General features: G+C 68.6%; 20 protein-coding genes. 13 read left to right on the top strand and 7 right to left on the bottom strand.

All coding sequences use genetic code 11. The features are described 5' to 3' along the window. The first annotated feature begins 239 nt into the window (after nucleotides 1-239). Complete coding sequence (locus CI785_RS07325; protein ID WP_157940202.1) at nucleotides 240-1,238, top strand: glycosyl hydrolase family 28-related protein; 999 nt, start codon at nucleotides 240-242, stop codon at nucleotides 1,236-1,238. Nucleotides 1,239-1,248: 10 nt separating this feature from the next. On the opposite strand, the gene CI785_RS07330 is transcribed toward CI785_RS07325, so the two are convergent. The 6 genes from CI785_RS07330 to CI785_RS07355 all read right to left on the bottom strand — a co-directional run bounded on the left by CI785_RS07330 (nucleotide 1,249) and on the right by CI785_RS07355 (nucleotide 8,329). Next, nucleotides 1,249-2,040 (bottom strand): PIG-L deacetylase family protein, encoded by a 792-nt coding sequence (locus CI785_RS07330; protein WP_240615061.1) that lies wholly within the window; start codon nucleotides 2,038-2,040, stop codon nucleotides 1,249-1,251. Nucleotides 2,041-2,080: 40 nt separating this feature from the next. Beyond that, the gene (locus CI785_RS07335) at nucleotides 2,081-3,202 is read right to left on the bottom strand and encodes a glycosyltransferase family 4 protein (RefSeq protein WP_240615062.1); all 1,122 of its coding nucleotides are present in this window, start codon (nucleotides 3,200-3,202) and stop codon (nucleotides 2,081-2,083) included. A gap of 4 nt (nucleotides 3,203-3,206) precedes the next feature. After that, nucleotides 3,207-4,799 carry an ArnT family glycosyltransferase gene (locus CI785_RS07340; RefSeq protein ID WP_105031422.1) on the bottom strand — a complete coding sequence of 531 codons (1,593 nt, stop codon included), beginning with the start codon at nucleotides 4,797-4,799 and terminating at the stop codon, nucleotides 3,207-3,209. Continuing rightward, the gene (locus CI785_RS07345; RefSeq protein WP_105031423.1) at nucleotides 4,796-6,310 is read right to left on the bottom strand and encodes a glycosyltransferase family 4 protein; all 1,515 of its coding nucleotides are present in this window, start codon (nucleotides 6,308-6,310) and stop codon (nucleotides 4,796-4,798) included. The genes CI785_RS07340 and CI785_RS07345 overlap by 4 nt, the downstream gene beginning before the upstream one ends. Further along, a complete protein-coding gene (locus CI785_RS07350; RefSeq protein WP_240615063.1) occupies nucleotides 6,307-7,128 on the bottom strand; it encodes a glycosyltransferase in 822 nt (273 codons plus the stop codon). Before CI785_RS07350 ends, CI785_RS07345 begins: the two co-directional genes overlap by 4 nt. Nucleotides 7,129-7,342: 214 nt before the next feature. Next, nucleotides 7,343-8,329 carry a GNAT family N-acetyltransferase gene (locus tag CI785_RS07355; RefSeq protein WP_105031424.1) on the bottom strand — a complete coding sequence of 329 codons (987 nt, stop codon included), beginning with the start codon at nucleotides 8,327-8,329 and terminating at the stop codon, nucleotides 7,343-7,345. Nucleotides 8,330-8,542: 213 nt separating this feature from the next. On the opposite strand from CI785_RS07355, the gene CI785_RS07360 reads away from it, so the two are divergent. Next, nucleotides 8,543-10,048 (top strand): lipopolysaccharide biosynthesis protein, encoded by a 1,506-nt coding sequence (locus CI785_RS07360; protein WP_157940203.1) that lies wholly within the window; start codon nucleotides 8,543-8,545, stop codon nucleotides 10,046-10,048. On the opposite strand, the gene CI785_RS07365 is transcribed toward CI785_RS07360, so the two are convergent. Beyond that, nucleotides 10,033-11,109 (bottom strand): glycosyl hydrolase family 28-related protein, encoded by a 1,077-nt coding sequence (locus CI785_RS07365; RefSeq protein ID WP_105031426.1) that lies wholly within the window; start codon nucleotides 11,107-11,109, stop codon nucleotides 10,033-10,035. The two genes, CI785_RS07360 and CI785_RS07365, sit on opposite strands and share 16 nt — an antisense overlap. Nucleotides 11,110-11,466: 357 nt before the next feature. Between CI785_RS07365 and CI785_RS07370 the strand changes: the two genes are divergently transcribed. The 11 genes from CI785_RS07370 to CI785_RS07420 all read left to right on the top strand — a co-directional run bounded on the left by CI785_RS07370 (nucleotide 11,467) and on the right by CI785_RS07420 (nucleotide 25,280). After that, nucleotides 11,467-12,117: a 50S ribosomal protein L25/general stress protein Ctc gene (locus CI785_RS07370; protein WP_105031427.1), complete on the top strand. Its 651-nt coding sequence runs from the start codon at nucleotides 11,467-11,469 to the stop codon at nucleotides 12,115-12,117. 14 nt (nucleotides 12,118-12,131) lie between these two features. Continuing rightward, nucleotides 12,132-12,716 carry an aminoacyl-tRNA hydrolase gene (gene pth / locus CI785_RS07375; RefSeq protein WP_105031428.1) on the top strand — a complete coding sequence of 195 codons (585 nt, stop codon included), beginning with the start codon at nucleotides 12,132-12,134 and terminating at the stop codon, nucleotides 12,714-12,716. 274 nt (nucleotides 12,717-12,990) lie between these two features. Then, the gene (locus CI785_RS07380) at nucleotides 12,991-15,507 is read left to right on the top strand and encodes a helix-turn-helix transcriptional regulator (RefSeq protein WP_170068223.1); all 2,517 of its coding nucleotides are present in this window, start codon (nucleotides 12,991-12,993) and stop codon (nucleotides 15,505-15,507) included. Then, nucleotides 15,507-18,146, top strand: coding sequence for a helix-turn-helix transcriptional regulator (locus CI785_RS07385; protein ID WP_105031430.1), 2,640 nt, complete (start codon nucleotides 15,507-15,509; stop codon nucleotides 18,144-18,146). The genes CI785_RS07380 and CI785_RS07385 overlap by 1 nt, the downstream gene beginning before the upstream one ends. A gap of 212 nt (nucleotides 18,147-18,358) precedes the next feature. Beyond that, nucleotides 18,359-18,997 (top strand): GtrA family protein, encoded by a 639-nt coding sequence (locus CI785_RS07390; RefSeq protein WP_105031431.1) that lies wholly within the window; start codon nucleotides 18,359-18,361, stop codon nucleotides 18,995-18,997. Between the two features lie 122 nt (nucleotides 18,998-19,119). After that, nucleotides 19,120-20,436, top strand: coding sequence for a cysteine desulfurase (locus CI785_RS07395; protein WP_105031432.1), 1,317 nt, complete (start codon nucleotides 19,120-19,122; stop codon nucleotides 20,434-20,436). Continuing rightward, nucleotides 20,437-20,889, top strand: coding sequence for a Fe-S cluster assembly sulfur transfer protein SufU (gene sufU / locus CI785_RS07400; protein WP_105031433.1), 453 nt, complete (start codon nucleotides 20,437-20,439; stop codon nucleotides 20,887-20,889). 100 nt (nucleotides 20,890-20,989) lie between these two features. Further along, nucleotides 20,990-22,273, top strand: coding sequence for an MFS transporter (locus tag CI785_RS07405; protein WP_105031653.1), 1,284 nt, complete (start codon nucleotides 20,990-20,992; stop codon nucleotides 22,271-22,273). A gap of 133 nt (nucleotides 22,274-22,406) precedes the next feature. After that, complete coding sequence (locus CI785_RS07410; protein ID WP_240615089.1) at nucleotides 22,407-22,733, top strand: ArsR/SmtB family transcription factor; 327 nt, start codon at nucleotides 22,407-22,409, stop codon at nucleotides 22,731-22,733. Between the two features lie 124 nt (nucleotides 22,734-22,857). After that, the gene (locus CI785_RS07415; RefSeq protein WP_105031434.1) at nucleotides 22,858-23,517 is read left to right on the top strand and encodes an ANTAR domain-containing protein; all 660 of its coding nucleotides are present in this window, start codon (nucleotides 22,858-22,860) and stop codon (nucleotides 23,515-23,517) included. Nucleotides 23,518-23,753: 236 nt separating this feature from the next. Then, a complete protein-coding gene (locus CI785_RS07420; RefSeq protein WP_105031435.1) occupies nucleotides 23,754-25,280 on the top strand; it encodes a SulP family inorganic anion transporter in 1,527 nt (508 codons plus the stop codon). Nucleotides 25,281-25,426: the final 146 nt, after the last annotated feature.

Below are 25,426 nucleotides of genomic sequence, written 5' to 3' on the forward strand. Positions count from 1 at the left end.
GAAGTACTCGGGAGCTACTGGTCCACCGGCAGCATCGTGCAGCGCATATCCTGCCCGTAAGCAGATGTTCTAGGCTCCTGGCAGGGCCCCCGGGATACTCGGTGGCCCGCCATGAGCAGGCAGGGTCCGGCCCAGGGCGGGACGAGTGCCGTCTGTCACAGGCTGCAGTGCTGCATAGTAGGGAGTGGGATCCTGCCGGACAGGCGCTGATTCCTCCTGTGATGGAAGGGACGAGGACCGTGAGGTGCACGGCGACGGGTAGTACAGCCACCACGGTCCGCCGTGTCCCGGCTCCCGCAGCCGGTTCCTCTGCGGACTCCGCGCCCACCATCCAGGGCGCCATCGACGCCGCTCACCGACGTGGCGGAGAGGTGGTCCAGCTCTCGGGGGGCACCTATCTGCTCTCGCGACCCCTCATGCTCCTCGACGGTGTCACCCTCAGGGGAGAGGGCGCCACGAGCACGCGTGTCAAGGCCGGTCCGCAATTCCTGGCGGAGACGGGACCCTTCGGAGGCCATCCCCTGATCACCACGAACGGCGCCACGGGGGTCACCATCTCGGACCTCACCGCGGACCACAGTGGCGACACCCTCGACGGCAACACGACGAACCGGCTCGACGAATACCTGATCGACGTGCGGTACTCCCGTAACGCCGTCGTCCAGCGCGTGACGACCGTGAACCCGTTCACCTATTCCATCGCCGTCGTGGCGAGCACCGACTTCTGCATCCTGGGCAACGCCACCTCCGTCGCCACGAACGGCACGTACGACCAACTCGACGGCATCCACATCCTGGACTCGGGCTTCGGTGTGGTGCAGGGCAATACGGTGGACCAGGGGACGGGCACCGACGGCGACGACGGCCTGGTGGCGCACAGCATCGGCGACCCTGTACACGACGTCGCCTACCTGGACAACACGGTGCGCGGTGGCCGCCACGGATCCGCCATGCAGATCGCCGTGGGGGAGGCCGGTGCGTACAACCTCACGATCAGGAACAACCGGTTCTGGGGGTCCACCAGTGGCCTCATCACCGGCTACTACGGAGGCACCGGGCCCGTGACCGGTGTGGAGGTGCGGGACAACCACTTCGAGGACAACAGCGGGCCGTCCGTCGACTTCTACGGCAACCTCGAGGGCATCGTGCTCAGTGGCAACACCGCCTCGCGCAGCGGTGCTTTCACGGTGGTCGACGGGTTCGGCGACCGCGTGGACGACCAAGGCAACAGCTACTGAACCGTCGGCGCTACACCAGGGCGGCGTAATACGTCTCGGGCACGGCGGGGATCTCGCCGTCCGGGAACAGGGCGGCCGCCTGCGTGCCGTACCCCCTGATCATCGCCTCCTTGGCTGCCAACTCCTGGTCGAAGGTGCCGCTCTCCAGGACGTTCTCGCGGACGAACCGCTCGTCGAGCGGGAAGGACATGCTGTACGGGAAGTCCGCGTAGTAGACCACCCTGTCCGGGAAGGAACTGCCCACCATGCGGGTGATCAGGTGATCGACGTGCCGACCGGTGCCGAGGGGGCAGAAGAGCAACTCCGCCTTCGTCTGCTGCAACAGATCACCCACCTGCGCGCGGAGATCCGCGATCAGGGCGCGGTCGCCCCGGGAGATCCGACCGAGCGCTATGTCGAACCGGTAGGTGGGGTAGCGGTACACCAGTTCCGGCAGGAACCGCTTGACGAGCTGCGAGCCCGGAGTCGGGTGCCGCAGTCGGAAGAGAGCATCCGCCAGGCCCAGATGCACGTACCGCACACCCAGCTCCTCGAGCACCTGCCGGTCCTCCACCTTGCGGGCGGCGAACAGGGTATCGGCATCCGGTGCCCTGCACTGGCCGACGAAAGTCCTGGCGGCGCGGGTATGCGGAGGGGCCGTCGTCTCCGTGAAGATGGTCGCCACAGTGACGTCCCTCGCTCGCGAGCTCTCCTTGATGAGGGCGCCGCAGGACAGCACTGCGTCGTCGAGGTGGGGGGAGAGGAACAGCCAGGGGTCGTTGCTGAGCAGGGATCTCTGGAGGCGGGGTAGGTTCGTGAGCACACCGAGGCCTTTCGGGAAGAGGATCGGACGAGTTCCGCGGTCAAGCCGGTACGGGTATCCCTACCGCAGCTCGGTAGATGTCCGCCTGCCGCCGCGACTGGACATCCCAGTCGAAGTTGCGGGCGAAGGCACGCCCACGGCGTCCGGCGTCGACCAGGGCCGCCTCATCGGAGTAACGCCGCACCAGCTCCGCGGCGAGCGCCTCCGTGTCGAACGGCTCCACCTGCCATCCGCATCCGGCGGGCACGACCTCACGGAGGCACGGGATGTCGAAGATCATCACGGGAGTACCGCTCGCAAGGGCTTCGACGGCGACGAGCCCGAACGTCTCGTGGCGGGAGGGTACGACGACGAGGCGTGCCGAGCGCATGAGGGCCAGCTTGTGCTCGCCGGAGACCCAGCCCACCAGCTCCACCGAACTCCCGAGCCCGAGGGAGGCAATGAGACGTTCGATCTTCTCGGTGTCCGGGCCCGATCCCGCGATGATCAGTTTGTCCCCGATCTGCCGGGCAGCTGTCGCCCACGCCGCGAGCAGCAGGTCGAGGCCCTTGAGGTGCAGCTCCAGCCGTCCCACGAACAGGACGTGCCGGCCCAGTCCGATCTCACCCTCGAGCGACTCAGGGCTGATCCCGTTTCCGACCACGTCCACCGAGGCCGCAGGATTGAGTGCGGCGAGCTTGCTCGCCGTGCCCTGGGAGACCGCGATGAGGCTGTGGTGGGAGCGGACGCCGAGGCGTTCGAGCCAGTGCAGCGGGAGCTTGTACTGCCGTGCCTTGTCGCGCGCGTGAAGCCATTGCACCATCCCCACGGTGGGCCTGCCCGCCCAGAGGGGAGCTGCCATCGTGGAGAACGGCGCGAAGAAATCCTCGACGACGAGGTCGGCGTCCTGCCGGCGCCGTCGCGTCTCCAAAGGGAGCCGGACGATGTAGCCCAGGAGCCGGGTGAGCCTGTTGCGTCCCTGCCCGATACCGACGGGCACGTAGCGCACGCCGTCCTGTACCCGCTCCCGGGCGCCGGGGTAGGTGGTGGTCAGCACCGTCACATCGAAGCCGAGGGCTGCCAGGCGCCGGTTGATCTGGTGCGTGCGCACCGACCCACCCCCTGCTCCCGGCATGAGGGGGTCCTCGAAGCCGAGATGGAGCACCCGCAGATCTGCAGCCACGGTCCTACCTCTCGGTCTCGAAGGTCGCGGCGGGGGAGCCGATGTCGTCCGCCGCACCCTGGGCCAGGACGGCGTCGTCGACCCACCACACGACCGTCATGCCGTTGGTGGGCCCTGCAGCGGAGAAGACCGGGTCAGCGTTGGCCTTGAGCCACTCGAGCATCTCGGGACGCGCATAGCCGTACCCGAGAGAGGTGGGGAGATCCTGGGTGATGATGTAGTTGGCACCCGCCTCCTGCATGAGCGGGGCGGAAGGCCATACGCCGACACGTGGATCGTCGTCGAAGGCGACCTCACCGGTGCTGTTCGACACGCTGATCAACGCGTCGGCGGGCAGATTCTCCTGCATCCAGGTGCGGACCTGCACGAAGCCGTTGTCGACGGTGACCAGGGCGCGGATGCCGAGTGCGCCCGCAAGGGCCACGAAAGCGACGGCGAAGAGAATCACCGGTGTGCGCCAGCGTGCGCGTCGTTCGACGAGCTCCACGGCACAGACCCCGGCGCTCAGGGCGCCGACGAACAGAACAGGGTAGCCGTACTGCTCCTCGAGCGTGCCGAAGGCTGCACTGTAGACCCCGAACATGCCCAGCACGAGGGCGGTGAGACCGATCAGCCGCCTGCTCGCGACCTTGCTGAAGCACAGGATCACGCCGGTGACCGGCCCGATGGCCAGCAGCAGGTACGAGGTCCCGAACTGCCCGAGCTGATCGAGGAGCCGGCCGATGAGGCTCGGTGATCCCTCCTCGTTGAAGCCCGTGGTCTGCTCGATCCCGATCATGCGACGGATGCCGTTGGTCTTCGCCCACACCCATGCATCGAGAAGCCCGTTCACGGCCAAGAAGATGAGGTAGACCGTGTAGGGCACGGCGGTGGCGGTCAGGATCCGCAGGGCATCCCGTAGCGGGAGGGTGCGCCGCCACAGCGCGGCGGCCAGCACAGGGGCGACCGTCGCGAGGACGTAGACGTCCTTGGTCAGTACGGCGTAGCCCAGCAGCAGGCCGGCAGCGAGTTGTTTCGCGACGCGGTACCGGCTCCGGGGCCTGATCATCACCGCGACGATGATCAGCAGGCCCGCCAGCGCAGCGGCCATCCCGAGTGTCTCGAGGAAGACACGGCTGTTGTTGCGGAGCACGAACGGTTCGACGGCCAGCACTCCGGCAGTGGCCCAGGCCGCGACGGGATTCCCGACGCGCCAGACGAGAAGGAAGGCCAGTCCGATGGATAACGCACCGATCACCGCGTTCAGCCATCGCAGCTGCAGCACGAGGTCCATGCTGTTGCCCTCGATACCGAACAGGTTGATGACGGCGGCCTCGGCCAGGAAATACCCCGGCGGGTGCAGGAAGAACGGCCCATCAGGCAGGGTCGGGACGGACCCCAGGCTGACCGAATGCCCCAGGCTTGCGTAGAGCATCTCGTCCAGCCAGAGTTCGAACCCCCGGACCAGGCCGACGGCGCGGGCCGCGAAGGCGGCGAGCACGACCACGACGGAGCCGACCAGCGCCGCTGGCGTCAGCCGCGGCCCGCCAGGCATGAAGTGACGGCCCGGAGGTGCCTCATCGCCGATGTCTTCGGCCCGCAGGAGCGAGGTGCTCACGGCGTGCCGAGGTCGGACGTCGGGAAGGACCCCGGGTCGGGCTGTTGCGCGGGGCCAGGAGCGTTGGTGTCGACACCGGGCGTCTCTGCCGGGCCGGAACTGGGCGGGAGTGCAGGACCGGCGAGAACACCGCTGCGGTTCGCGAGCGTGACCTCGGCGTCGAAGATGCCGAGCCGGTGCAGCACACTGCGGGCGTCGGTCTCGTCGCAGCCGTGCAGCAGGGCGCAGATCTCGTCGCCGTCCTCGACCACCTCGTCCGTGGCACGCAGAGCCTGGTAGGGGTCGAACCGCGCCGGGCTCCGGAAGCGGGCATGCGCCGCCATGTCCGAGCGCGCGCGGCGGCGCTGCACCCGGAAGTCGCCGGTGAACCCGCTCTCCTCCACGAGAACACCTGCCAGGAGAGCCGCGCTGCGATCCCAGGTGAAACGTGCGGCCCACGCACGGCAGGCATTGGTGATCGTCCTCGCCGTCGTGAGGTCGCTCACGGCATCGATCGCCTTGACCATCGCTGTGCCGAAGTCCTTCGCGTCGTCGACGAGCCACCCCGTCTCACCGTCCACCACGGAATCGCGAATACCCGGAACCCTCAGCGCGACGCACGGCACGCCCCACGCGTTCGCCTCGATGACGGAACAGCCCCAGCCCTCGGCTGCGGATGTCGACGCCGTGATCCACGCGCGGCTCAGGAGGGCGTCCCGCACCTCGTTCGGCTGGTATCCATGGAAGGTGACGGCCGACAGCAGCCCGAGGTCGGCGGCGATCTTCTGCAGCCGCGCGCGTTCCGGCCCGTCGCCGACGATGTTCACTCGAAGGCGTGGAATCGCCTCGGCAGCAACGGCGATCTGACCCAGCAGGAGATCGATCCGCTTGTGGGGGACGAGCCGACTGACGACCGTGATGGTGGGGTCCGGATCGCGTGGGCCGACCTCCTCCGGCGGCTGCGTGGTTCCGTTGGGCACCACGAAGATGGGACTCGTGTAACCCAGCCGCCGGCGCAGTTCCATGCGGGTGGACGGGGACACGGCGGCGATCGAGCGCTTTCCGTAGACCAGGCGGGCGGCGTCCTTCTCGAGGAAGCGTCCCACCGTGGCGAGCGGGCTGGAGAAGCGCGTGGCGAACTGGTCCTGATGCACGTGATGAATCACCTGCACGATCGGCATCGCGCGCCGCAGGAACAGGGGGGAGAAGAACGGGATGCCGTTCTGGCAGTCGATCACGCCGTCGAAGCTCTGGCCGCTCCGCAGCAGCCACAGCGCGGCAGTCGGGTAGAGACTCAGATCACCGCCGGAACGAATAACGTTGATGCCGTCGATGATTTCGTGGGCGGTCTGCCCCGGTCCGCGACCGGTCACCCAGGTGATGAGCGCACCTGCACGAGCCCAGCGGACCGCGATCTGGTGCATGTACTGTTCCGCACCGCCGGCCTGCGGGTGCTGGACGTCTCTCCAGTTGAGGACCAGGAGGTGCTTGCCGGCGAGGCGTTCTATCGGCGTGGGGTAGGAGCCCATCATGACACCCGCTGCATATGCAGGACAGCGCCGAAGCTCGCGATGCCGTCCCGGATAGGCCGGAAGGTGGACGCCGGCCCGTCCGTCCAAGCGACAGGAAGTTCGAGGATCCGCCCCCCGGCGTGCTGGATCCTCTGCAGGAGTTCCACGTCGAAGGCGAACCCCATCGTCCGGCATTCCACGAGCGCGCGCTTCGCTGCACCCGTTTCGAAGAACTTGAAACCGCACTGTGTGTCGGCGATACCCTGCACCATCCGGCGCGTCATCAGGCGGAACGCGGTGCCACCTACCCTCCGCCCCAGGTGTTGCGGTTGCACGAAGGTCGATCCCGGGACGTGGCGCGAGGCGATGACCGCGGATGCGCCTGCCTCGAGGTACGTCATCGCATCAGTGAGCGTGGAGATCGGTGTGGCGAGGTCGGCATCGAGGAACCCGGCGAAGTGCGCGCGGCTGCTCAGCAGGCCGCGGCGGACCGCGGCCCCCTTGCCGGGCTGGGCGCAGCCCATCAGCCGTATATCCACGGCATCCGACGCACGGGCGATTCTCGCCACCACGGCACTGGTCTCGTCGACGCTCCCGTTGTCCACCACGACGATCCTCGAGGACCACGGCTGGGACGCGAGGAAGTCCGCGGTTGCCCGCAACGTGGTCGGGATGCGCTCGGCCTCGTTGTAGGCGGGGATGATCACTTCCAGATCCACGGGACGGCGGGGAGCCGCGGTGAAGACCGGGTGGGCCGTCGACCGCCGGTCACCAATGGGTGGCCGCGTCTCGACGGGATGGGATTGGGCCTCGCGGACAAGACGCGTTCCTGTCTCCACGGATCTCCTCAAGTCGCAGCTCCTTCAGGAGCGGACCCTGTCCTAAGGGCAGGCATCCGCACCACCGAAGGTAGTAGCGGCCACGGGAGGAGGCACGGGTAGGGGATACCTCATTTGACCACCCGGGTACTCGGACGGCCGCGGAGTCATACCTCAGCAGTCTTCACGGGCCGAGAGGACGAAGGGCGGTGCATCCTGCGTCGCGGCACCGGGGCTAGCTGGTCGTGTCCTGCTGCCGACGGTTCCGGAGTTGCGCCCAGCGGCGGCGCGCACCAAGCACGAGTCGTTTCGCCCGATAGAAGAGCTGGGGGGACAGGGCCATCAGGCGTTGCTTGACGGCGCGCTGCGCCGTGTCACGAACGCGCCGCGCCAACGGAGGTGTTCCGTAGCTCTCCACGAGCTGCAGGTGGGTGGCGTAGTACCACTTGTAGGACTCGGTGCCCAGCAGCAGATCGAAACTGCGGTGCCCCAGCCGGTAGCTGTGCTCCAGCAGGCGCATCCGCAGCTCAGTACCGACCCCGTTGACCGCAAACGCGGGATCGTAGGCCGAGACGACATCGAGGAAGTCTCCCTGCCACACGAACCCGGTGTCCACGGCCACGCACCGGCCCTCCAGTCGCAGGGTGGAGACGATGAGATGGCCGTCCCGGTGCATGGCCTTGAGCATCAGCAGGGCCCGGGGGTCCTCGAGTGTCTCGTGGCCGCCCTCGTACTGGCCGATCTTCCACCCGATGCACGAATCCAGTGCCGCGGGGTCCCGGTCATCGAAGGTGAACACCGGGTCGCCGAACGCTTCGGTCATCCTCCGGAGTTTCCTGCGGCGGGCCGTGGAATTGTTCTTGCTCCTCCCGCCGAGGAGGGCGAGGTAGTCCTCCCAGGTGCTGAAGCGTTCCCAGAGGATCAGCGGTGCCGGCTCCTGCGCGAACAGGGGAAGAGAGGACTCGGGATCGCGGTCCTGCAGGGCGATCACCGAGGTCACGAGCCTGGGCAGGTAGGAGACGGTGCCCTGCGAGGGCCCCCCGGTCGGGAAGGGTTTGACGTAGTCGTAGAACGGGCCATCGGTGATGGGCCTGCCCCCGTCGATCTCGACCAGCCGCACCTGCTGCCCTTTGATGGCGTACGTCCTGAACGCGTAAGTGCTTGCCCCGTGGTAGTCCCGGGCAAGCGCCGTCAGGAAAGCGTCGGATGCGAAGAAGTCCATGCCTATCGTCCTCTGAGTGCGGTGATCAGGGAGTCCGGTGCTGCGCTTGAGACCTCCAGCGCGCTCAGTATAGGGCTCGGCGCGCACCGGCTCCGGTATCACCCCACCAAGTAGTAGCGGGGCGGGGAAGCGAGTAGACGGTACTGGTGTCAGTCCGTCGGTGCCTCCGTAGTCTGGCGTAGGTCGTGCGTGAACGCCTCTGGAGGGAACCTCTTGACGATCGGTCCGATCCCCGAACTACAGGCAGGGTTGACGCTTCCCGCAGGTGCCACGGAGCACGCGGGCGGAAGCCCCCGCGTGGCGCACTACGGCGTACTGCTGTCCGCAGGTGCAGGACTCGTCGGTGTGCTGAGCTACGTGATCACGCTGATCATGGCGTATGCCCTGGCACCCGCCGACTTCAGCCGGTTCGCCGCTGCCCAGATGATGCTGGGGATGGTCGGCATTGTCACGTCGGCCCTGGTCCCCCTGCCTCTGTCGCAGGCAGTGACCGCGCATCCGCCGGGCTCGGAGCAGCGACGTGACGCCATCGCGTTCGCGGTGACGGTGTCGGTGGGCGTCGGTCTCGTGGCCGCCCTGGTCACGGGGGCGGTCGCTGCAGGTCTCGGTTCCGGATCGACGGCAGCCTTCGTCGCCCTCTCCACCCTGGTGCTGTTCATCGGGGCGGCGCCGTCCGGGTGGATCCAGGGGGAGTTGCGTTTCGTCCGGTACACCGTCAAGTCGGTGGGTGAGGTCCTCATCCGGTTGGTGTTCTCGATCCTCGTCGTGGTGTTCGCCTGGGGCGCCCCCGGTGCTGTCCTCGGGTTCGCCATGGGCGGGCTGGCCCTGCTGGTCACGCCGCGGTCCTTCCTCCGGGACGTCACGTGGCGCCCGCGGGTGATGCGTCAGAGATGGCGCTGGGCCGAGACGTCGGACATAGCGTCGACGCTGTGCGTCGTGTCGGTGCTCGTCGGGATCGACGTCGTCCTCGTGGCATTCCTCGACGGCGGCTCCACCGCTGCCGCCGGCCTGCAGGCCCTGGCGTCCATCGCGAAGGCCCCCGTGTACGTCGCAGCCGGCACCGTCATCGTGGTGTTCCCGTTGCTGCGCCGCCCGGGGGTCGACAGCGTCCTCATCCTCACCGATGCGTTGCGGTCCTTCGGGCGGCTCGCGCTCGTGGCCTGCGCCGTCATCGCTACGGCTCCGCACGACCTGGTGGCGCTCGTCCTGCCAGAGCGGTACCACTCGTCGTTGGGCCTCCTGCCCTGGCTCGCACTGTCAGGGCTCGGCTACGCCGCAGTGACGGTCCTGGCAACGGTCCTGCTCGCACTGCGCGCCTACCGGCGGTGCCAACTGGGGCTGGCGGTGGCGTCGGTGCTGATCCTCGGCGGCTTGTTCGCGGGCTGGGCGTTGGGAGGTGTCGAGGGTATCGCGATCGGGTGCGCGGTGGGTGCCCTCACGGCAGCCGGGGCCCTGACGATGTTCGCAGCGCCGATCCTCCCGCCGGCTTCCGGCCCCATGGCGATCAGGGGGTTGGCCATCGCCGGAGGCTTTGCGTTGGTGCTCAAACTGGCCGCCGGGCTGCCCCTCATGTGGCTGCTGCTCGTCCTGCTCACCGGGCTGGTGGTCCTGGCCCAGCTACGGAAGAACAATCCCCTGGAGAAGCTGCGCGTATGGCAGCGATCCCTGACCCCGCGTTCGGGCCGGCACACGGCACGGCGGCGTCAACAGCGTTCCTGATTACTCTCGAGCAAGTTCCCGGCGCCCTCCCCGACCCTCACCGGTCCGCTGTTGCAGATCGAGTTGCCCTCGATCCGGATGTTCTCCAAATCGCCGTGGAAAGCGACGGAATCACCGTCGTTGTCGAGGAACGTGTTGCCGAGCACCGAGATGTTGTGGACCGACTGCGTCCCGCCGTCGTAGTACCCGGTGCGGATACCCGAGGGGGACCCCCAGAAGCGGTTGTTCACGATGGTGATGTCGCGGATCTCATGTCCGGACACCGCGAGCTGCATACCGGCGCCGTGCGATCCCCCTCGGACATCGTTGCCACGGTAGACGACATCGTAGACGTCGGCGCCGATGGTCTGGGCCACCAGTCCGTCGTCGCCGTCGGCGCCCCGGCGCTGGTCGATGATGTTGCCGATCACATCCCCTGAGTGGGAGTCCGTGATGTGGACGCCGTCCAGCTGGTTGTATCTGCCCGACGAGTCGGCGACCGTCGAGTTGCCGCGGACACAGAAGTCCTGACTGCCGACCACCGCTATCGAGTAGGTGAAGGGATTCCTCGTCGAGACGCCCTCCACCACGGCGTTCACGGAGTGCCGGACATCGATGAGGTACTCCTTGAGCCGCCCGTCGATGGGTTCCTCGAAAAGGTATCCGCTGTGGTCCGCGGTCAGATCCGCGATGGTGACGTCACGCGCTCCCTCGGTGGTGATGAGGGGGTGCCCGCCGAGCGGTCCCTTGGTGTCGAGGAAACGGCTCGACGCCTTCAGGACGGTCGACGGTCCGGTGCCCCTGAGCTCCACGTTGTGCCCGAGCCGCAGTGGGCGGTGGACATCGAACCGTCCCGCAGGCAGCTGCACGATCCCGCCGCCCTGACGGGCGGCGGCATCGAGTGCGTCCTGAATCGCTGCAGAGTCCTGCGCCCTGGATGGGTCCAGTTGCACGGTATTCGAGGCATAACTGCCGGTGGCAGTGCATCCGTCGCTCTCGGCCTCGTTCGACGCTGCGGCGTTGACCACGATACCCGCCGCGACGACCACGAGCAGGGCTCCGACGACACGGTAGGTCCTCATGAGTGCGACGTCGACGATCGGGCCCGGAAGCCCGACGATCGGGGACGTGCCGGGTCGCGAGCAGTACGCATGCGCGCCTCCTGAGGGATTCGGACAGGTGGGCCGTGTCGGTCGACAGCTTAACGCAAAGTGCTGTGCGTTCGTCCCTGTCGGCGGTCCTGTAGGATTGGGGGCGATGCCTAGGCGAGGGAGCGGGCCGGATGAGTCCGGTCGTACTCCGTGATCGACGGTGGCTAGTGACTTTTTCTGGTTTCTAGACGACTGCCCGATGCGCGTGTTCTCTCCGCCCGGCTTTTGTCCCAGTGCTCACGCGAAACGCGGCGAGCCGTCATCGTTGTCATCGTTCAGGAGAAAACCATGTCCGAGCAGAGGCTCCCCGCCCACGTCCGCACCGAGTTCGGCAAGGGCTCGGCCCGCCAGGCCCGCCGCGCCAACATGATCCCCGCCGTGGTGTACGGGCACGGCGCGGACCCCATCCACGTGCTGCTGCCCGCCAAGGCGACCACCCTGGCCGTGCGTACCCCCAACGCCCTGCTGACACTCGAGATCGACGGCCAGGACCACCTGGCCCTGGTCAAGGACATCCAGCGCAACCAGCTCAAGCGCATCGTGGAGCACCTCGACCTCCTCACGGTTCGCCGCGGCGAGAAGGTCCAGGTCGACGTCGCGATCCACGTCGAGGGCGAGCCCGCCGCCGACGCCGTTCCCAACCTCGAATCCAACACGGTCCTGGTCGAGGCCGAGGCAACGCACCTGCCCGAAACCCTCACTGTCAGCATCGAGGGCCGCGAGGTCGGACAGCACGTCCACGCTTCCGACATCGTCCTGCCCCAGGGCGTGACCCTCCTCGTCGAGGCCGACACCCTGATCGTGAACCTCGCCGCCGAGGAAGAGCAGGACCTCGGCGAGACCCCCGAGACCGACGCCGACGTCGAGGGCACCTCCGAAGGCGCCACCGCGGCCGACGCCGACGCGGACGCCGTCATCACCGACGCCGACGAGCAGTAAGCAGGACCCGCACGGTGTCCACTGACACCTGGCTCGTAGCCGGGCTCGGGAATCCCGGGCCCGGCTACGCCGGCAACCGCCACAACGTGGGCCAGATGGTCCTGGATCTGCTGGCCGGCCGGATGGGCGGCCGTTTCACCTCCTCCAAGGCTCAGGCCGTCACGCTCGAGGGTCGCCTGGGCATCGGAGGCCCCCGTCTGGTCCTGGTCAAACCGCTGACCTATATGAACCTCACCGGTGGCCCGGTTTCCGCGCTCGCACGCTTCCATGACGTCGCACCGAATCATGTGATCGCGGTGCACGACGAGATCGACATCCCCTTCAACACCCTCAAGCTCAAACTCGGCGGGGGAGAGGGCGGACACAACGGGCTCCGGGACATCAGCCGGGCCCTGGGCACGAAGGACTACCACCGGGTCCGCGTCGGGGTCGGGCGTCCGCCCGGACGTCAGGACCCCGCGGACTTCGTCCTCAAGGACTTCTCGACGGTCGAGAAGAAAGACCTGCCCTTCCTGATCGACGACGCCGCCGACGCCATCGAACTCCTCATCCGCGACAGCCTCCTGACCGCACAACAGAAGTTCCACGCCCCCGCGTGAGACGCGCGGCAGAACCTTCACCACATGGTGCGAGCGCCTCTGTCGGCTCCATGTAGCCCACTTCCCTTGTGTGGTGAACAGCGGGAAAGTACGAGAGCGCGAAGGCTGTCTGTCGAAGGAAGTAGCCCGAGAGGCGAAAGCAGGTACTCATCGAGTAGTATTCGGCCTTATTACCGTACTGATCGACGACTCGTCGAGAAGGCCGAAATGCTTGATCCCGCCAGCACGCTGCACAGGGACAGGTTCTGGCTCAGCAGAGGGACAAGGGGGGTCCGTGAGCGACGACTACGCGGGCACCTGGCCGCTGCTCCAGCGCTCCGAGGAGGTCGCGGCCGTCCTGACGGGCCTCGCGACGCCTGGCAGGGCCGGTACGCTGATCGTCGGCTCACCCGGTGTGGGCAAGACGGCGATCGCTCGCGCGGCGGCAGCGCAGCTCGAGGACAGCTCCCACGTGGTCCTCATCCGTGGATCGGCCGCCATGACCGCCACGCCATACGGCGCCCTCACTGTTCTCCTGATGGACGCCGATCCCGCCGGCAGCCTCGAGTCCCTTCCGATGCTGCAGTCCCTGCAGACCGCATTGCTATTACGTGCCCGCAACCGCCCTGTGATCCTCGTGGTGGACAATGTGCAGCACCTCGACGAACCGTCTGCCCGGGTGCTGTCCTACCTCGCCGAAGTGGGGGCGGCACGCCTGCTCGTGGCCTGCGACGGACCTAGCGCGGCTGGTGCGCGCTTCTTCGACCTCTGGCGCAGAGGCCGGCTGGTCCGCGTGGACGTGGCACCGCTGAGCTTCGGGGGGACGCGTGCGCTCCTCGAGCAGTTGCTGGAGGGCCCGCTCACTGCCACGGTCGCCGTCGAGCTATGGCGCGCGAGCCACGGCAACGCTCGCTACCTCCAGGCTGCCGTGCGCGCCAGCGTAGCCTCGGGCATCCTCACCCGCGCGCCCGAGGCATGGATATGGCATGCCACGGAGGATGGTTCGCATCTGCAGGCGAGGGGTGACACTTCCGCTGCACTCGGCGCGTTGCCGGCTTTGTCCGAGGGCGCCGAAGCAACACTGCACGTCGTCGCCGTCGCCGGTCCCGTGCCACTGGACGCGCTCCTGCCCCTCTGGGGTGCGGCAGTGGTGGACGAGCTCGAGCAGGCGGGGATCTGCGCGCTCGACCCCTACCCGCCGCATGCCGTCGGGGTGGTGAACACCGTACTCGGCGACCGCGTACGTTCCGCACTTGCCGCCAACCCGCTGCCGGTCTTCCTCGAGCAGCTCAACGCGCTCGACGTCGGGGGCCTCCTCCCGGCGCCGTCGCGCATGAGTCTGCTGCGCTGGATCCTCGACGCAGGGGTACCGGTACCGGGAACCTACCTCCGCGCCGCGGCATGCACCGCCAACGATGCCGGCGATCCGGTCCTTGCCCTCCGAGCCGCCGCGCACCTGACCGACGTGGACGCCGCAACCCTTGAACGGGTTCGCGTATGCCTGAGAGAGCGGCGCTTCAGCGAAGGACGCGCCGTGCTGAAGCACGCCCTGGAGGGTGGGCCGTCGACGGACCCTTCAGATGCAGCCACCGAGGCCCGCTCGCTCGCTATCGAGGCGGCGGTGCACGAGGGACGCCACGGCGACGTCCTGGCACTCGCGAAGGCGACGGACGAGGAGCCGTTGCTCGACGAGGGCCGCGACGACCCGCTGGCTGTCGAACGGGCCGCGCGGATCGTCCTGGCCAGGAGCCTCACGGGGACAGGCCCAGGGGCCAAGAGGTCGCTCGCTCGGCTCCGCGGGACCGAGCTGCCGGTGCCCACGGGTACCGCGACGCGCATGCTGCAGGAGAACGGCTTCGCGGCACTCGTCCACGAGGGGTACCTCGAGGACGCGCTGCTCCTCACGGGTGCTTCCGCGCTGGTCGCCGGTCGATGGCAGGATCCCGCGGTCCCCGACGCCCTCACAGGGGCGGCGCTTGCTGCGTTCGGACAGGCAGAGGCCGCGGTCGCGGTCATCGTGCCTGCCGTCGAGCAGTTGCGCGTCGACAACCGGAGCAGTCTGCTGCCCCTCGCCGAGGCTGCCAGGACCTACGCCGCTGCCCTGCTGCGCCGGGAGGATGCGTCCACCGACGCGGGCGTCACAGCCCCGGCAGGGTCCCCGGACACTGCCACGGCGGAGGGCTTGCCGTGGGCTTACCGCTCGGCCATCTGCCTGCTCTCCACTCTGTCAGATTCTTTGCTCGCCGACAGCGAGGTTGCTGCCCGCCGCTTCGCGGTCCTCGCCAACGGGCAGCGGGCGGCCGGCAACCACGGGGTGGAACTGAGCCTGCGAATGCACGCTGTCCGCCTCGGCCAGCAGTCCCAGGCCCCGCTGCTGCTGGACCTCGCCCGTCGCATGGACACGCCGCTCGCCGAGGCGTGTGAGCTACTGGCACAGGGGGTCGCGGCACGGGATCCACGCATACTGCTGCAGACCGCGGAGGTGGCGTTCGAGATCGGGCATCTGGACCTGGCGGGCTCTGCGGCCCTGATGTCCATGCGCCTCCACGAAACCGATGACGAGCCCCTGCATTTCATCCGGGCTGAGCAGATCTTCCGGCGAACTCATGTGCCCAGGAAGAATGCGAGCGCCCGCCGTATCCTGACCGACCGGGAGCGTGCCTTCGCCCGCATGGCGGCGCACGGCGCCTCGAACAAGGAGGTGGCTGCCATCCACCACCTCTCCGTGCGCACGGTGGAGGGCCACATCCTGAAGGCCATGGCAAAGCTCGGCATCTCCAGCCGTAAGCAGCTCGCAACGGTGTTCACCTGATGACCGGGGACACGATGGCCCGCGACCTGCTCGCGGGGCGGAAAAATCAGCTCGCGCGCGTGGCCGGAGCGCTCGGTGATCCCTCGATCTCCGGCATCCTGCTCCTGGGCGAGGCCGGGATCGGCAAGACCACCCTCGCGGCCGCTGCCGTCGCGGGCATCGTTCCGGGAGCCCAGGTGTTGCACATCCGCGGCAGCACCGCGCTTCGCGGCGTACCTTACGGGGCCCTGTCATCGTGGCTCACCGGTCTGCCGGCCGAGGACATGGAGGAGTTCGTCATCGTCCTACGGCGCGTGGTGCAGGCGCTCGATAGGATCTCGCGGCCCGGCAGCAGCCTGCCGCTGCTCGTGATCGACGACGCCCACGACCTCGATGTGAACTCCATGACGTTGATCGCGCAGCTGCTCGGCATGCGTAGGGCGCGGGCGCTGTTCCTCGCCCGGCAGACACCCGGACTGCCCCAGGGCCTGCACGAACTGGTCGCCGACGGCATCGTGGTGAGCGTGCCCGTCGAGCCGCTGACCCTCGTCGATATCGAGGAGTTGTGCATCGCGCTCCTCGACGGACCCGTGGCAGCAGCCCTCGTGCACGCCGTGAAGCACCTGACGCTCGGCAACCCTCTCCTCGTGCGTCTCTTCGTGAGGGACGGACTGACCCGGGAGTTCATCACCAAGGACGCCGGCGTGTGGCAGATCACCCGGCACCTGCCGCCCTTGAGCAAACAACTCTCCGACCTCGTGCACGCCGACCTCCAGGTGCTGGACGATGACCAGCGCGAGGCGATGGAGCTCCTGGCCGTTGCCGGGCCTGTTCCCGGAGACGAAGCACGGGAGCTCATCGACTACGGCGTGCTGCAGCGCCTGCTGGGCGGCTCCTGGGCCAAGGTGCAGGAAGACGGCACACTGGTACCCGGGCACCCGATGCACGGTGAGGCGCTGCGCACCACCATCCCCACCGCGCGCCGGGTCCTGCTGCAGCGCAGCGCCCTCCACGCCGCTACAGCCCCACCTCGCGACGTCGGGGAGGTCCTCCGCCGGGCGTCGCTGGCCCTCGACGCAGGGGAGGCGATCGATGACGAGATCCTCCTGGCCGCCGCCACCAGCGCCAACCGATCCGGTAACAGCACCCTCGCCGTACGAGCGCTCCGCGCCATGCGCTCGCCGGAACTCGACGGGCGCCGCCTCGTCGAACTGGCATGGGCGCATGCCGACGACGGCCTGCTCGACGAGGCGCTCGACCTCGTCGACGAGGCCTTTGAAGCTTCCGCATCGCCGGCCGTCCTGCAGGAGGGCACTCTCCTCGCGCTGAGGGTGAGGACGCGCCGGGGCGAGCCCGCCGCCGTCCTCCACGGGGACGCCGACCGCTGGGAGCGCCTGCTCCGGCAGGCCGGGGCGGCACCGTCGGACCTTCTGGGCGTCACGGTCGGTCGCGGCCTGATCGCGCTGGCCACCGACGGCGCTGACTTCGACGCCGTGGCGGTCCAGCGGGCTGCTGACGAAGCCGATGCTCCCGTCCGGATCGCGGCGCTGCTGGCGCTCGCGGCGTCCTCGATCGAGACTGGCCGGCCCGTCGAGGGCGCCCGCCTCGTCCGGCAGGCGCAGGCACTCACGGACACGCACCCCGACGCACTCGCGCGGCAGGGCCAAGCGGTGTGTCTCGAACTCCTGGCCCTGGTCACAGGGGGGGAGTGGGAGCAAGCACGAGCTGTCGTCACGGTGCACCACCGGCGGGAGATGCGCCGTACCTCGTACCTCGCCGGATGGCTCGACCTGATCGACGGCGTGCAGGCGCTGCGGGAGGGTCGCTTCCCGATGGCGAGATCCCGACTCCATGCGGCCGTGCAGATCCTGCACGGCACCGAACACCTCCACCTGCTGCCATGGATCGAGGGGCTGGCCGCCTACGCGGCGCTTCTCGACGGTGACCGGCAGCAAGCGGCCCTGCTGGTGGAACAGGGCGCCGCGGCATCAGGAGGATCACGGCTTGCGCGGCGGCTGGGCCAGGTGTATTCGGAATCCGTGAAGTCGGTCCTCGACACCGACCGCCAGAGCATCACCGGACTCGTGAGCCTGGCGGACGAGGCCGAGAGCGCCGGGCTGCTGCTCGTTGCCGCAACGGCACTCGACCAGGCCCTCGTGTTGGGCGACCGCTCCGTCCTCGGCCGTCTCGCAGATCTCACAGGATCCTTCGACGGCCGTGAGCACACGCTGCTGCACGCGTTCGCCCGGGCCGCTGCGGATGCTGATGCCGAACAGCTGGTCGAGGCCGGTGACGAGGCTCTGACCGCCGGCTACCGGCCACTTGCGGCCGCATGCTTCGTGCACGCGCGGGAGGTGTACGAGAAGCAAAGGGATTCTGCCGCCGTGCGCCGCGCCCAGAAGAAACTGGCCACAGCGAGTGCGGGGGTCGAGGGGCCTGCCACCACGCGTGCCGTCCGTCTCCCCTCGGCTGTCCAGCTGACACCGCGGGAAGCCACCATCGTGACCCTCGTGCTGCAGGGGCAGACCAACAAGCAGATCGCCGAGCGCGCCGGGACATCGGTCCGCACCGTGGAAGGCCACCTGTACCGCATCTTCATGAAGTTCGGCATCAGCAGGCGCGAGGACCTCCACCTGTTCGCCGAGGGCTCCTCCACCTGACACGACCCGGTAGTCCTCCGGATCGTGTCCCTGCCCCCCAGGCGCGCCCGCACGCGCCGACGTCACGGGAGCCGGGTACCAGCCGACCATCCCTGAGTAGAACCGCACGGACAGGCGATCCATGTGCAGTAGCCGCTACCCGTTCCTCCTCGTGCAGCCGATCCTAGGCTCCCGGCAGGAGCTTGTTTGCCGCACACAACTCAGGGGGTCTCATGTTCAACGCCGCACTCCGTCCGATCGCACTGGTCGTCCGCCTCGTGCGGCGGACCGGCGGGTCACGGCTGGGACGGCCGGCCCTGTTCGCCATGGTGGGCGGCATCGGCACGGTCCTGAACCTGCTCATCATGGGCATACTCCTGGCCCTCGGCGTCCACTACGTAGCCGCGTCCCTGGTCGCAGCCGAGCTGACCATTCTCTCGAACTTCTTCATGCAGGAGAAGCTGGTGTTCGCCGAGGAGAGGCACACGGCCAGGACGCTGCGGCACCGGTTCGTCGCGTCGGTCGGATTCAACAATATCGAGGCCCTGCTGCGGATGCCCCTGCTCATGCTGCTCGTGGAGGTCCTGGCTTTCAACAGCCTGGTGGCCCAGGCGGGAGCGCTCGCCTGCGCCTTCGTGGTCCGCTACCTGTTCCACGCCAAGGTGGTCTACCGGCACCGGCCCGCCGACCCGCAAGCCCCCGAACCCGTGGCCGCGGCGGCAGCTGCCGCCATCGTCCTCGCCGACCTGCGTGCACCGGAGGAACCCGCCGTCGGCAATGCCTCCTCGCCGCACCCGACCGGGTCGGGTCATCCTGCTGTCCCGCGACCCGTGCCGCTGCTGGAACGCGTGGTCAGGACCGCGAAGACATGACGGATCAACGGCGGGTACTTAGGACGGGCTGGGATGCCGTGAATCGCCCGCGGTGGCAGGATTAGATCAGAGAATCCTTGCGTAATTTTCGCGAGGCCTGCTGACCCATCCGAGGAGTACCCGTGCCCGTCGTCGAAACGCCCGTCACGCTCACCCCGTCCGACGCCGGGCTCACCGACGCCGAGGTGCACCGCATCCGCAACGACTTCCCGATCCTCGGCACCGAGATCAACGGCAAGCCGCTGATCTACCTCGACTCCGGCGCCACCTCCCAGAACCCCGTGAGCGTGATGGAGGCGGAGCAGGAGTTCTACGAGCAGCGCAACGCCGCCGTGCACCGCGGTGCGCACACGCTCGCCGTCGAGGCCACCGACGCCTACGAGGACGCACGCACCGCCGTCGCCCGCTTCATCGGCGCCCGCACCAGCGAGCTCGTCTGGACCTCCAACGCCACCGAGGGCATCAACCTCGTGGCCTACGCGATGTCCAACGCGGCCGCCGGCCGCGGGGGAGAGGCGGCGCGCCGCTTCGCCGTCGGACCCGGCGAGAACATCGTGGTCACCGAGATGGAACACCACGCGAACCTCATCCCCTGGCAGGAACTCGCCGCCCGCACCGGCGCCGAGCTGCGCTTCCTGCCCGTGGACGACGACGGTGCCCTGCGGCTCGAGGACGCGGCAGGCGTGATCACGCCGGCCACCCGGCTCGTGGCGTTCTCGCATGCCTCCAACGTGCTCGGCACCATCAACCCGGTGGACGAGCTCGTGCGGCTCGCGCGGTCCGTCGGCGCGCTCACCCTGCTCGACGCATGCCAGTCCGTACCGCACATCCCGGTGGACGTGAAGGCCCTCGACGTCGACTTCCTGGTGTTCTCCGGCCACAAGATGCTCGGCCCCACCGGGATCGGCGCCCTGTACGGGAGGGCGGAGCTGCTGAACGCCATGCCGCCCTTCCTCACCGGGGGCTCCATGATCACCACCGTGACCATGGAGCGCGCCGAGTACCTGCCGTCCCCGAACCGCTTCGAGGCGGGGACGCAGCGCATCTCCCAGGCCGTGGCCCTCGGCGCCGCGGCGAACTACCTCTCCGAGACGGGCATGGGACGCATCGAGGCGTGGGAGACGGCTCTCGGGGCACGACTCGTCGAGGGCCTGGAAGCGATCGACGGCATCCGCGTCCTCGGGCCGCGCGCGGGCATGCCACGGATCGGCCTCGCCGCGTTCGACGTCGACGGCGTGCACGCCCATGACGTGGGGCAGTTCCTCGACGACCGCGGCATCGCCGTGCGTGTGGGCCACCACTGCGCGCAGCCGCTCCATCGGCGCCTGGGCCTGACCGCCACCACGCGCGCCAGCACCTACCTGTACACCACCACGGACGAGGTGGACGCGTTCCTCGACGCGGCCGCCCAGGTCCGCCCTTTCTTCGGAGCGAAGTAGATGAGCACCGGCCTCGAACAGCTGTACCAGCAGATCATCCTCGACCACGCGAAGGCCCGGCACGGCTCGCCCCTGCAGGAGTACCTTGGTGCGGGCAGGGCGGGTGAGTCCCACCAGCTCAACCCCGTCTGCGGTGACGAGATCACCCTGCGGGCGGGGGTGGCCGAGGGCAACGTCACGTCCGTGACCTGGGACGGTGCCGGCTGCGCCATCTCCATGGCGTCTGCGTCCGTGCTCACAGACCTGGTGCAGGGGCTGCCGCGGGACGAGGTCCTCTCGCTCATCGATGCGTTCCGCGAGGTCCTGCGGTCGCGTGGCCGGATCGAGGCGGACGAGGAGGTGCTCGGGGACGCAGCCGCGTTCTCCGGCGTCTCGCGGTTCCCGGCCCGGGTGAAGTGCGCCATGCTCGCGTGGGTGGCGCTCGAGGAGTCCCTGCTGGCGGCCAACGCCTAGCCCGCACAGCCTCGCGGGGCGGGCCCAGCATCCGGGTTCATACGTGCGTAATCACGCACGTATGCTGGTGCGACCTGCTCCTGCACCCGACGGGCCCGTCATGCTCTCTGTCCTGCGCCACCCGGCGTACCGTTCCCTCTTCACCGCGCAGGTCGTCGCCCTGCTCGGGACCGGTCTGCTGACGGTGGCCCTGGGCCTGCTGGCCTTCGACCTGGCCGGCGGGCAGGCAGGCGCGGTCCTGGGCACCGCCCTGACCATCAAGATGGTCGCCTACGTGTTCGTGGCCCCACTGATGGCTGCGCTGGTCGAGCGGCTGCCGCGCAAGGGCGTCCTCGTGGGCGCGGACCTGGTACGCGCAGCGATCGCCCTGAGTCTGCCGTTCATCGACCAGGTGTGGCAGATCTACGTGCTGGTGTTCATCCTGCAGTCGGCGTCAGCGACGTTCACGCCGGCGTTCCAGGCGCTGATCCCCGTGGTCCTGAAGGAGGAGCGGGACTACACGAAGGCACTGTCATTGTCCCGGGTCGCGTACGACCTCGAATCCCTCGCCAGCCCGCTGCTGGCAGCATCCCTGCTGGGCGTGATGTCCTACCAGAACCTGTTCGTGGGGACGATGGCGGGGTTCCTCGTCTCGGCGGCGATGGTCCTCACCACGAGGCTGCCGGTGATTCCCCCCTCGCAGCACCAGGGGTCCCTGCTGCAGCGCACCACCCTCGGCACCCGTGTCTTCCTGCGGGAACCGTCGCTGCGCGGGTTGATGGCGCTGGACCTCGTCGTGGCGAGCGCCACAGCACTCGTCCTGGTCAACACGGTGGTCTTCGCCCGGGATCTCTTCCCGGGATCGAACACGGATGTCGCGCTCGCCCTGGCCTGCTACGGGGCGGGTTCCATGCTCGTCGCCGTCGTCGCGCCCCGGGTCCTGGAGCGGACCCCGGACCGTACGTTCATGCTCGTCGGCGGCAGCATCCTGCCCCTGGGCCTGTTCGGGGCAGCGCGCATCGCGGAGACCGCCGACTCCTGGACACTGCTCCTCGGCCTCTGGGTCCTCCTCGGCATCGGGACCTCCATGGTCAGTACCCCGTCCTCACGCCTCCTGCGGCGGGTCGCCTCCGACGACACCCGCAGCTACCTCTTCACCGCCCAGTTCTCCCTCTCCCACGCCTGCTTCCTCCTCGCCTACCCCGTGGCGGGATGGGTGGGTGCCGCAGCCGGCCAAACCGCAGCCGCCCTGGTCCTGAGCGTCGTCGCACTGGCAGGCTTCCTCACCGCGCTCGCCGTGTGGCCTGCCCGGGACAGCACGGCGCCCGCGGCAACGACGGCGGCACCGACAGCGGCACCGACGGCGGCACCGGGAGCCAGCGGAGGCCCCGGGGGTGACGGGTAGCGTAGGAGCACGACGGGCGGCAGGGACACGAGGGGAGGTGGCGGACATCGACGAGCGGCACACGAACCGGGGTGGCACTTCCCCGCAGGGAGCGGTCGCGCCTGCGGCCCGGTCAGCAGGCGCTGCGCCGAGCCTGGTCCATCCGGGCGAGCCGGACGCACGCCGCCTCGAGGCGGGCGCGGCGACCTTCCGCATGCTCGCCGATCCCACCCGGCTCCATCTCCTCTGGTTGCTCACGCGCGGACCGGCCGACGTCGGCACCCTGGTCGGGGCGACGGGCGCGAACCGCACTGCCGTCAGCCAGCACCTGGCCAAGCTCCGGCTCTCGGGCCTGGTGTCCACACGGAAGGAGGCCCGCAACGTGGTGTACAGCATCATCGACGGGCACCTGGCCCGGCTCGTCCTCGAGGGCATGAACCACGCGGACCACCGCGTGACGGGCGAGCCGGTCCACGAGTAGGACCCCATGCGGCGGGCGACCGGGCGCAAGCGGAATCTGTGGGGCCTTCTTGCTATTCTTTCCAGCTGAACGGTGTTAAGAAGCCAGCGCCGTCCCAGCGCGCTACGAATGGGTGCCGCCGCAGATGCATACACCCCCCGAGGAAGATTCCCCCACGGACCGACGGTTCGTCCCGTCGGTCGAGCTCTTCGAGCACTCGCCCACCGGCACGTTCCAGTACTACTTCGACACCGACGTCTTCCACTGGTCCGACGAGATGTTCGCCATCCACGGCTACGAGCCGGGCGAAGTGGTTCCTACCCTCGAACTCGGCATGAGCCACTTCCTGCCCGAGCTGCGCGAGCAGGCTGCCGCTTACTGGGCGGAGGCCCAGCTGATCAGCGGCCCCCGGTCCACCTACCTCACCCTGCTCGACGCGCGCGGAGCCCAGCGTCAGGTGCTGATCGTCGGAGACCAGATCCAGCACGAAAACGCCGTGATCGGCGTGTGGGGGATCATGATCGATGTGACCAGTTCCGTCCGTGTGGACTCCCACCGGCTCGCCAACGAGGCCGTGGCGGCGTCGGTGCTGGGACGCGGTGTGATCGAGCAGGCCAAGGGCATCCTCATCGGGCAGACGGGTGTCACCGCCGACCAGGCCTTCCACCTCATCAGCCAGCGCAGCCAGGACACCAACCGCAAGGTCACCGCCCTGGCCCGGGAGATCGTCGACCGCGCGTCGAGCATCGCCGGCGGCGACGATCAGGCCCTCCGGACCGCCCGGACGATCGTCGAATCCTTCTGACCCGGACGGACACCGCTGATCCCGGCGTATCGCCGTGTCGTCGATGTCCGGCGATCTGCCGTTCCCGGCGATCCCTGCGTGACGACGTAGACTGAGCCGACTCCCGAAGCATCCCGAAGTGTACGATCGCCGCGCTCCTGCGCGGATCCGAGGTACAACGGCGTACGTGCGAGTCCGTCCCCATGGGCCCCCACCCCGTCGTCTCCTGCACCCCCACTGCACGAAGGAACCCCGCCATGTCTGCAGCCGTACCTCCCGCGACCCTCCGGGCGCCCACCCCCGTCGAACGCCAGTCCGTCGCCCGCACGCTGCGCAACCCCCGCCTGCTGAAGACCGAGGTCCTCGCCGGGCTCGTCGTCGCGCTCGCCCTGATTCCCGAGGCGATCGCGTTCTCGATCATCGCGGGCGTCGATCCGCGCCTGGGCCTGTTCGCCTCGTTCACGATGGCAGTCTCCATCGCCTTCCTGGGCGGCCGCCCGGCCATGATCTCCGCTGCGACCGGCGCGGTCGCTCTCGTGATCGCGCCCCTGGTCGCCAGTCACGGGGTGGACTACTTCATCGCCGCGGTCATCCTCGGGGGCATCTTCCAGGTCATCCTCGGCCTGGCCGGGGTAGCGAGGCTCATGCGGTTCATCCCCCGCTCCGTGATGGTGGGCTTCGTCAACGCTCTGGCGATCCTGATCTTCATGTCGCAGGTACCGGAGCTCATCGGGGTTCCCTCACTGGTGTACCCGATGGTCGCCGTGGGACTCCTCATCGTCTTCGGGCTCCCGCGCCTGACCAGGGCGGTCCCCGCGCCCCTGGTCGCGATCGTCGTCCTCACCGTGTTCGCCGTCCTGGCCGACATCCTCGTGCCCACCGTCGGCGACAAGGGCGAGCTGCCCGAGAGCCTGCCGTCCCTGTTCTTCCCGAACGTCCCGCTCAACCTCGAGACCCTACGGATCATCGCCCCGTTCGCCCTGGCACTCGCCGCCGTGGGCCTGCTCGAGTCCCTGATGACCGCGAAGCTCGTCGACGACATCACCGATACCCGCTCGAACAAGACCCGTGAATCCTGGGGCCAGGGAGCCGCCAACATCATCACGGGATTCTTCGGCGGCATGGGTGGCTGCGCGATGATCGGCCAGACCATGATCAACGTCAAGGCCTCGGGCGCCCGCACGCGGATCTCCACGTTCCTCGCCGGGATCTTCCTGCTCATCCTCGTCGTGGCCCTCGGCGACGTCGTGGCCCTCATCCCCATGGCAGCCCTGGTCGCGGTGATGATCTTCGTCTCCATCGCGACCTTCGACTGGCACAGCATCAAGCCCTCCACCCTCAAGCGCATGCCCAGGAGCGAGACCACCGTGATGCTCGCCACCGTGATCGTCACCGTCTGGACACACAACCTCGCGATCGGCGTGGGTGTCGGCGTGCTCGTCGCGATGATCGCCTTCGCCCGCCGGGTCGCCCACCTCGTGACCGTCGAGCGGACCGAGGACATCGTGGACGGAGACCGGCACGCGACCTACACCGTGAACGGCGAGCTCTTCTTCGCGTCCTCCAACGACCTCTATGCCCAGTTCGAGTACGCCACGGACCCGCACCGGGTCACCATCGACATGCACGGCTCCCACCTGTGGGACGCCTCGACCATCGCGGCCCTCGACGGCGTCCAAGAGAAGTACCGCACCCACGGCACCGACGTGGAGATCGTCGGCCTCAACGAGGCCTCCACGATGATGCGCGAACGCCTCGGCGGGAAGCTCGGCGCCGGTCACTGAGGCGGCACACCTCGGGTGTCACGTCCACTCCTCGCAGCGCGGTGTCCGACATCGGTCCGTCCCTCCTGGGCGGCTCGAGGTGGGTAGAGTAGGGAGAGGTGAGCCGGGAAGTCTGGTCGGCAGGTTCTGTCGTCGACCCCGATTCC

Source organism: Arthrobacter ruber, assembly GCF_002954225.1.
In the GTDB taxonomy this organism is placed as follows: Bacteria; Actinomycetota; Actinomycetes; order Actinomycetales; family Micrococcaceae; genus Arthrobacter_D; species Arthrobacter_D ruber.

Excerpts from the sequence above, each read along its gene's own strand:
- CI785_RS07405 (WP_105031653.1), top strand. The coding sequence starts at position 20,990 with ATGCTCTCTGTCCTGCGCCACCCGGCGTACCGTTCCCTCTTCACCGCG.
- CI785_RS07420 (WP_105031435.1), top strand. The coding sequence starts at position 23,754 with ATGTCTGCAGCCGTACCTCCCGCGACCCTCCGGGCGCCCACCCCCGTC.
- CI785_RS07365 (WP_105031426.1), bottom strand. The coding sequence starts at position 11,109 with ATGAGGACCTACCGTGTCGTCGGAGCCCTGCTCGTGGTCGTCGCGGCG.
- CI785_RS07355 (WP_105031424.1), bottom strand. The coding sequence starts at position 8,329 with ATGGACTTCTTCGCATCCGACGCTTTCCTGACGGCGCTTGCCCGGGAC.
- sufU (WP_105031433.1), top strand. The coding sequence starts at position 20,437 with ATGAGCACCGGCCTCGAACAGCTGTACCAGCAGATCATCCTCGACCAC.
- CI785_RS07390 (WP_105031431.1), top strand. The coding sequence starts at position 18,359 with ATGTTCAACGCCGCACTCCGTCCGATCGCACTGGTCGTCCGCCTCGTG.
- CI785_RS07415 (WP_105031434.1), top strand. The coding sequence starts at position 22,858 with ATGCATACACCCCCCGAGGAAGATTCCCCCACGGACCGACGGTTCGTC.
- CI785_RS07385 (WP_105031430.1), top strand. The coding sequence starts at position 15,507 with ATGACCGGGGACACGATGGCCCGCGACCTGCTCGCGGGGCGGAAAAAT.
- CI785_RS07370 (WP_105031427.1), top strand. The coding sequence starts at position 11,467 with ATGTCCGAGCAGAGGCTCCCCGCCCACGTCCGCACCGAGTTCGGCAAG.
- CI785_RS07345 (WP_105031423.1), bottom strand. The coding sequence starts at position 6,310 with ATGATGGGCTCCTACCCCACGCCGATAGAACGCCTCGCCGGCAAGCAC.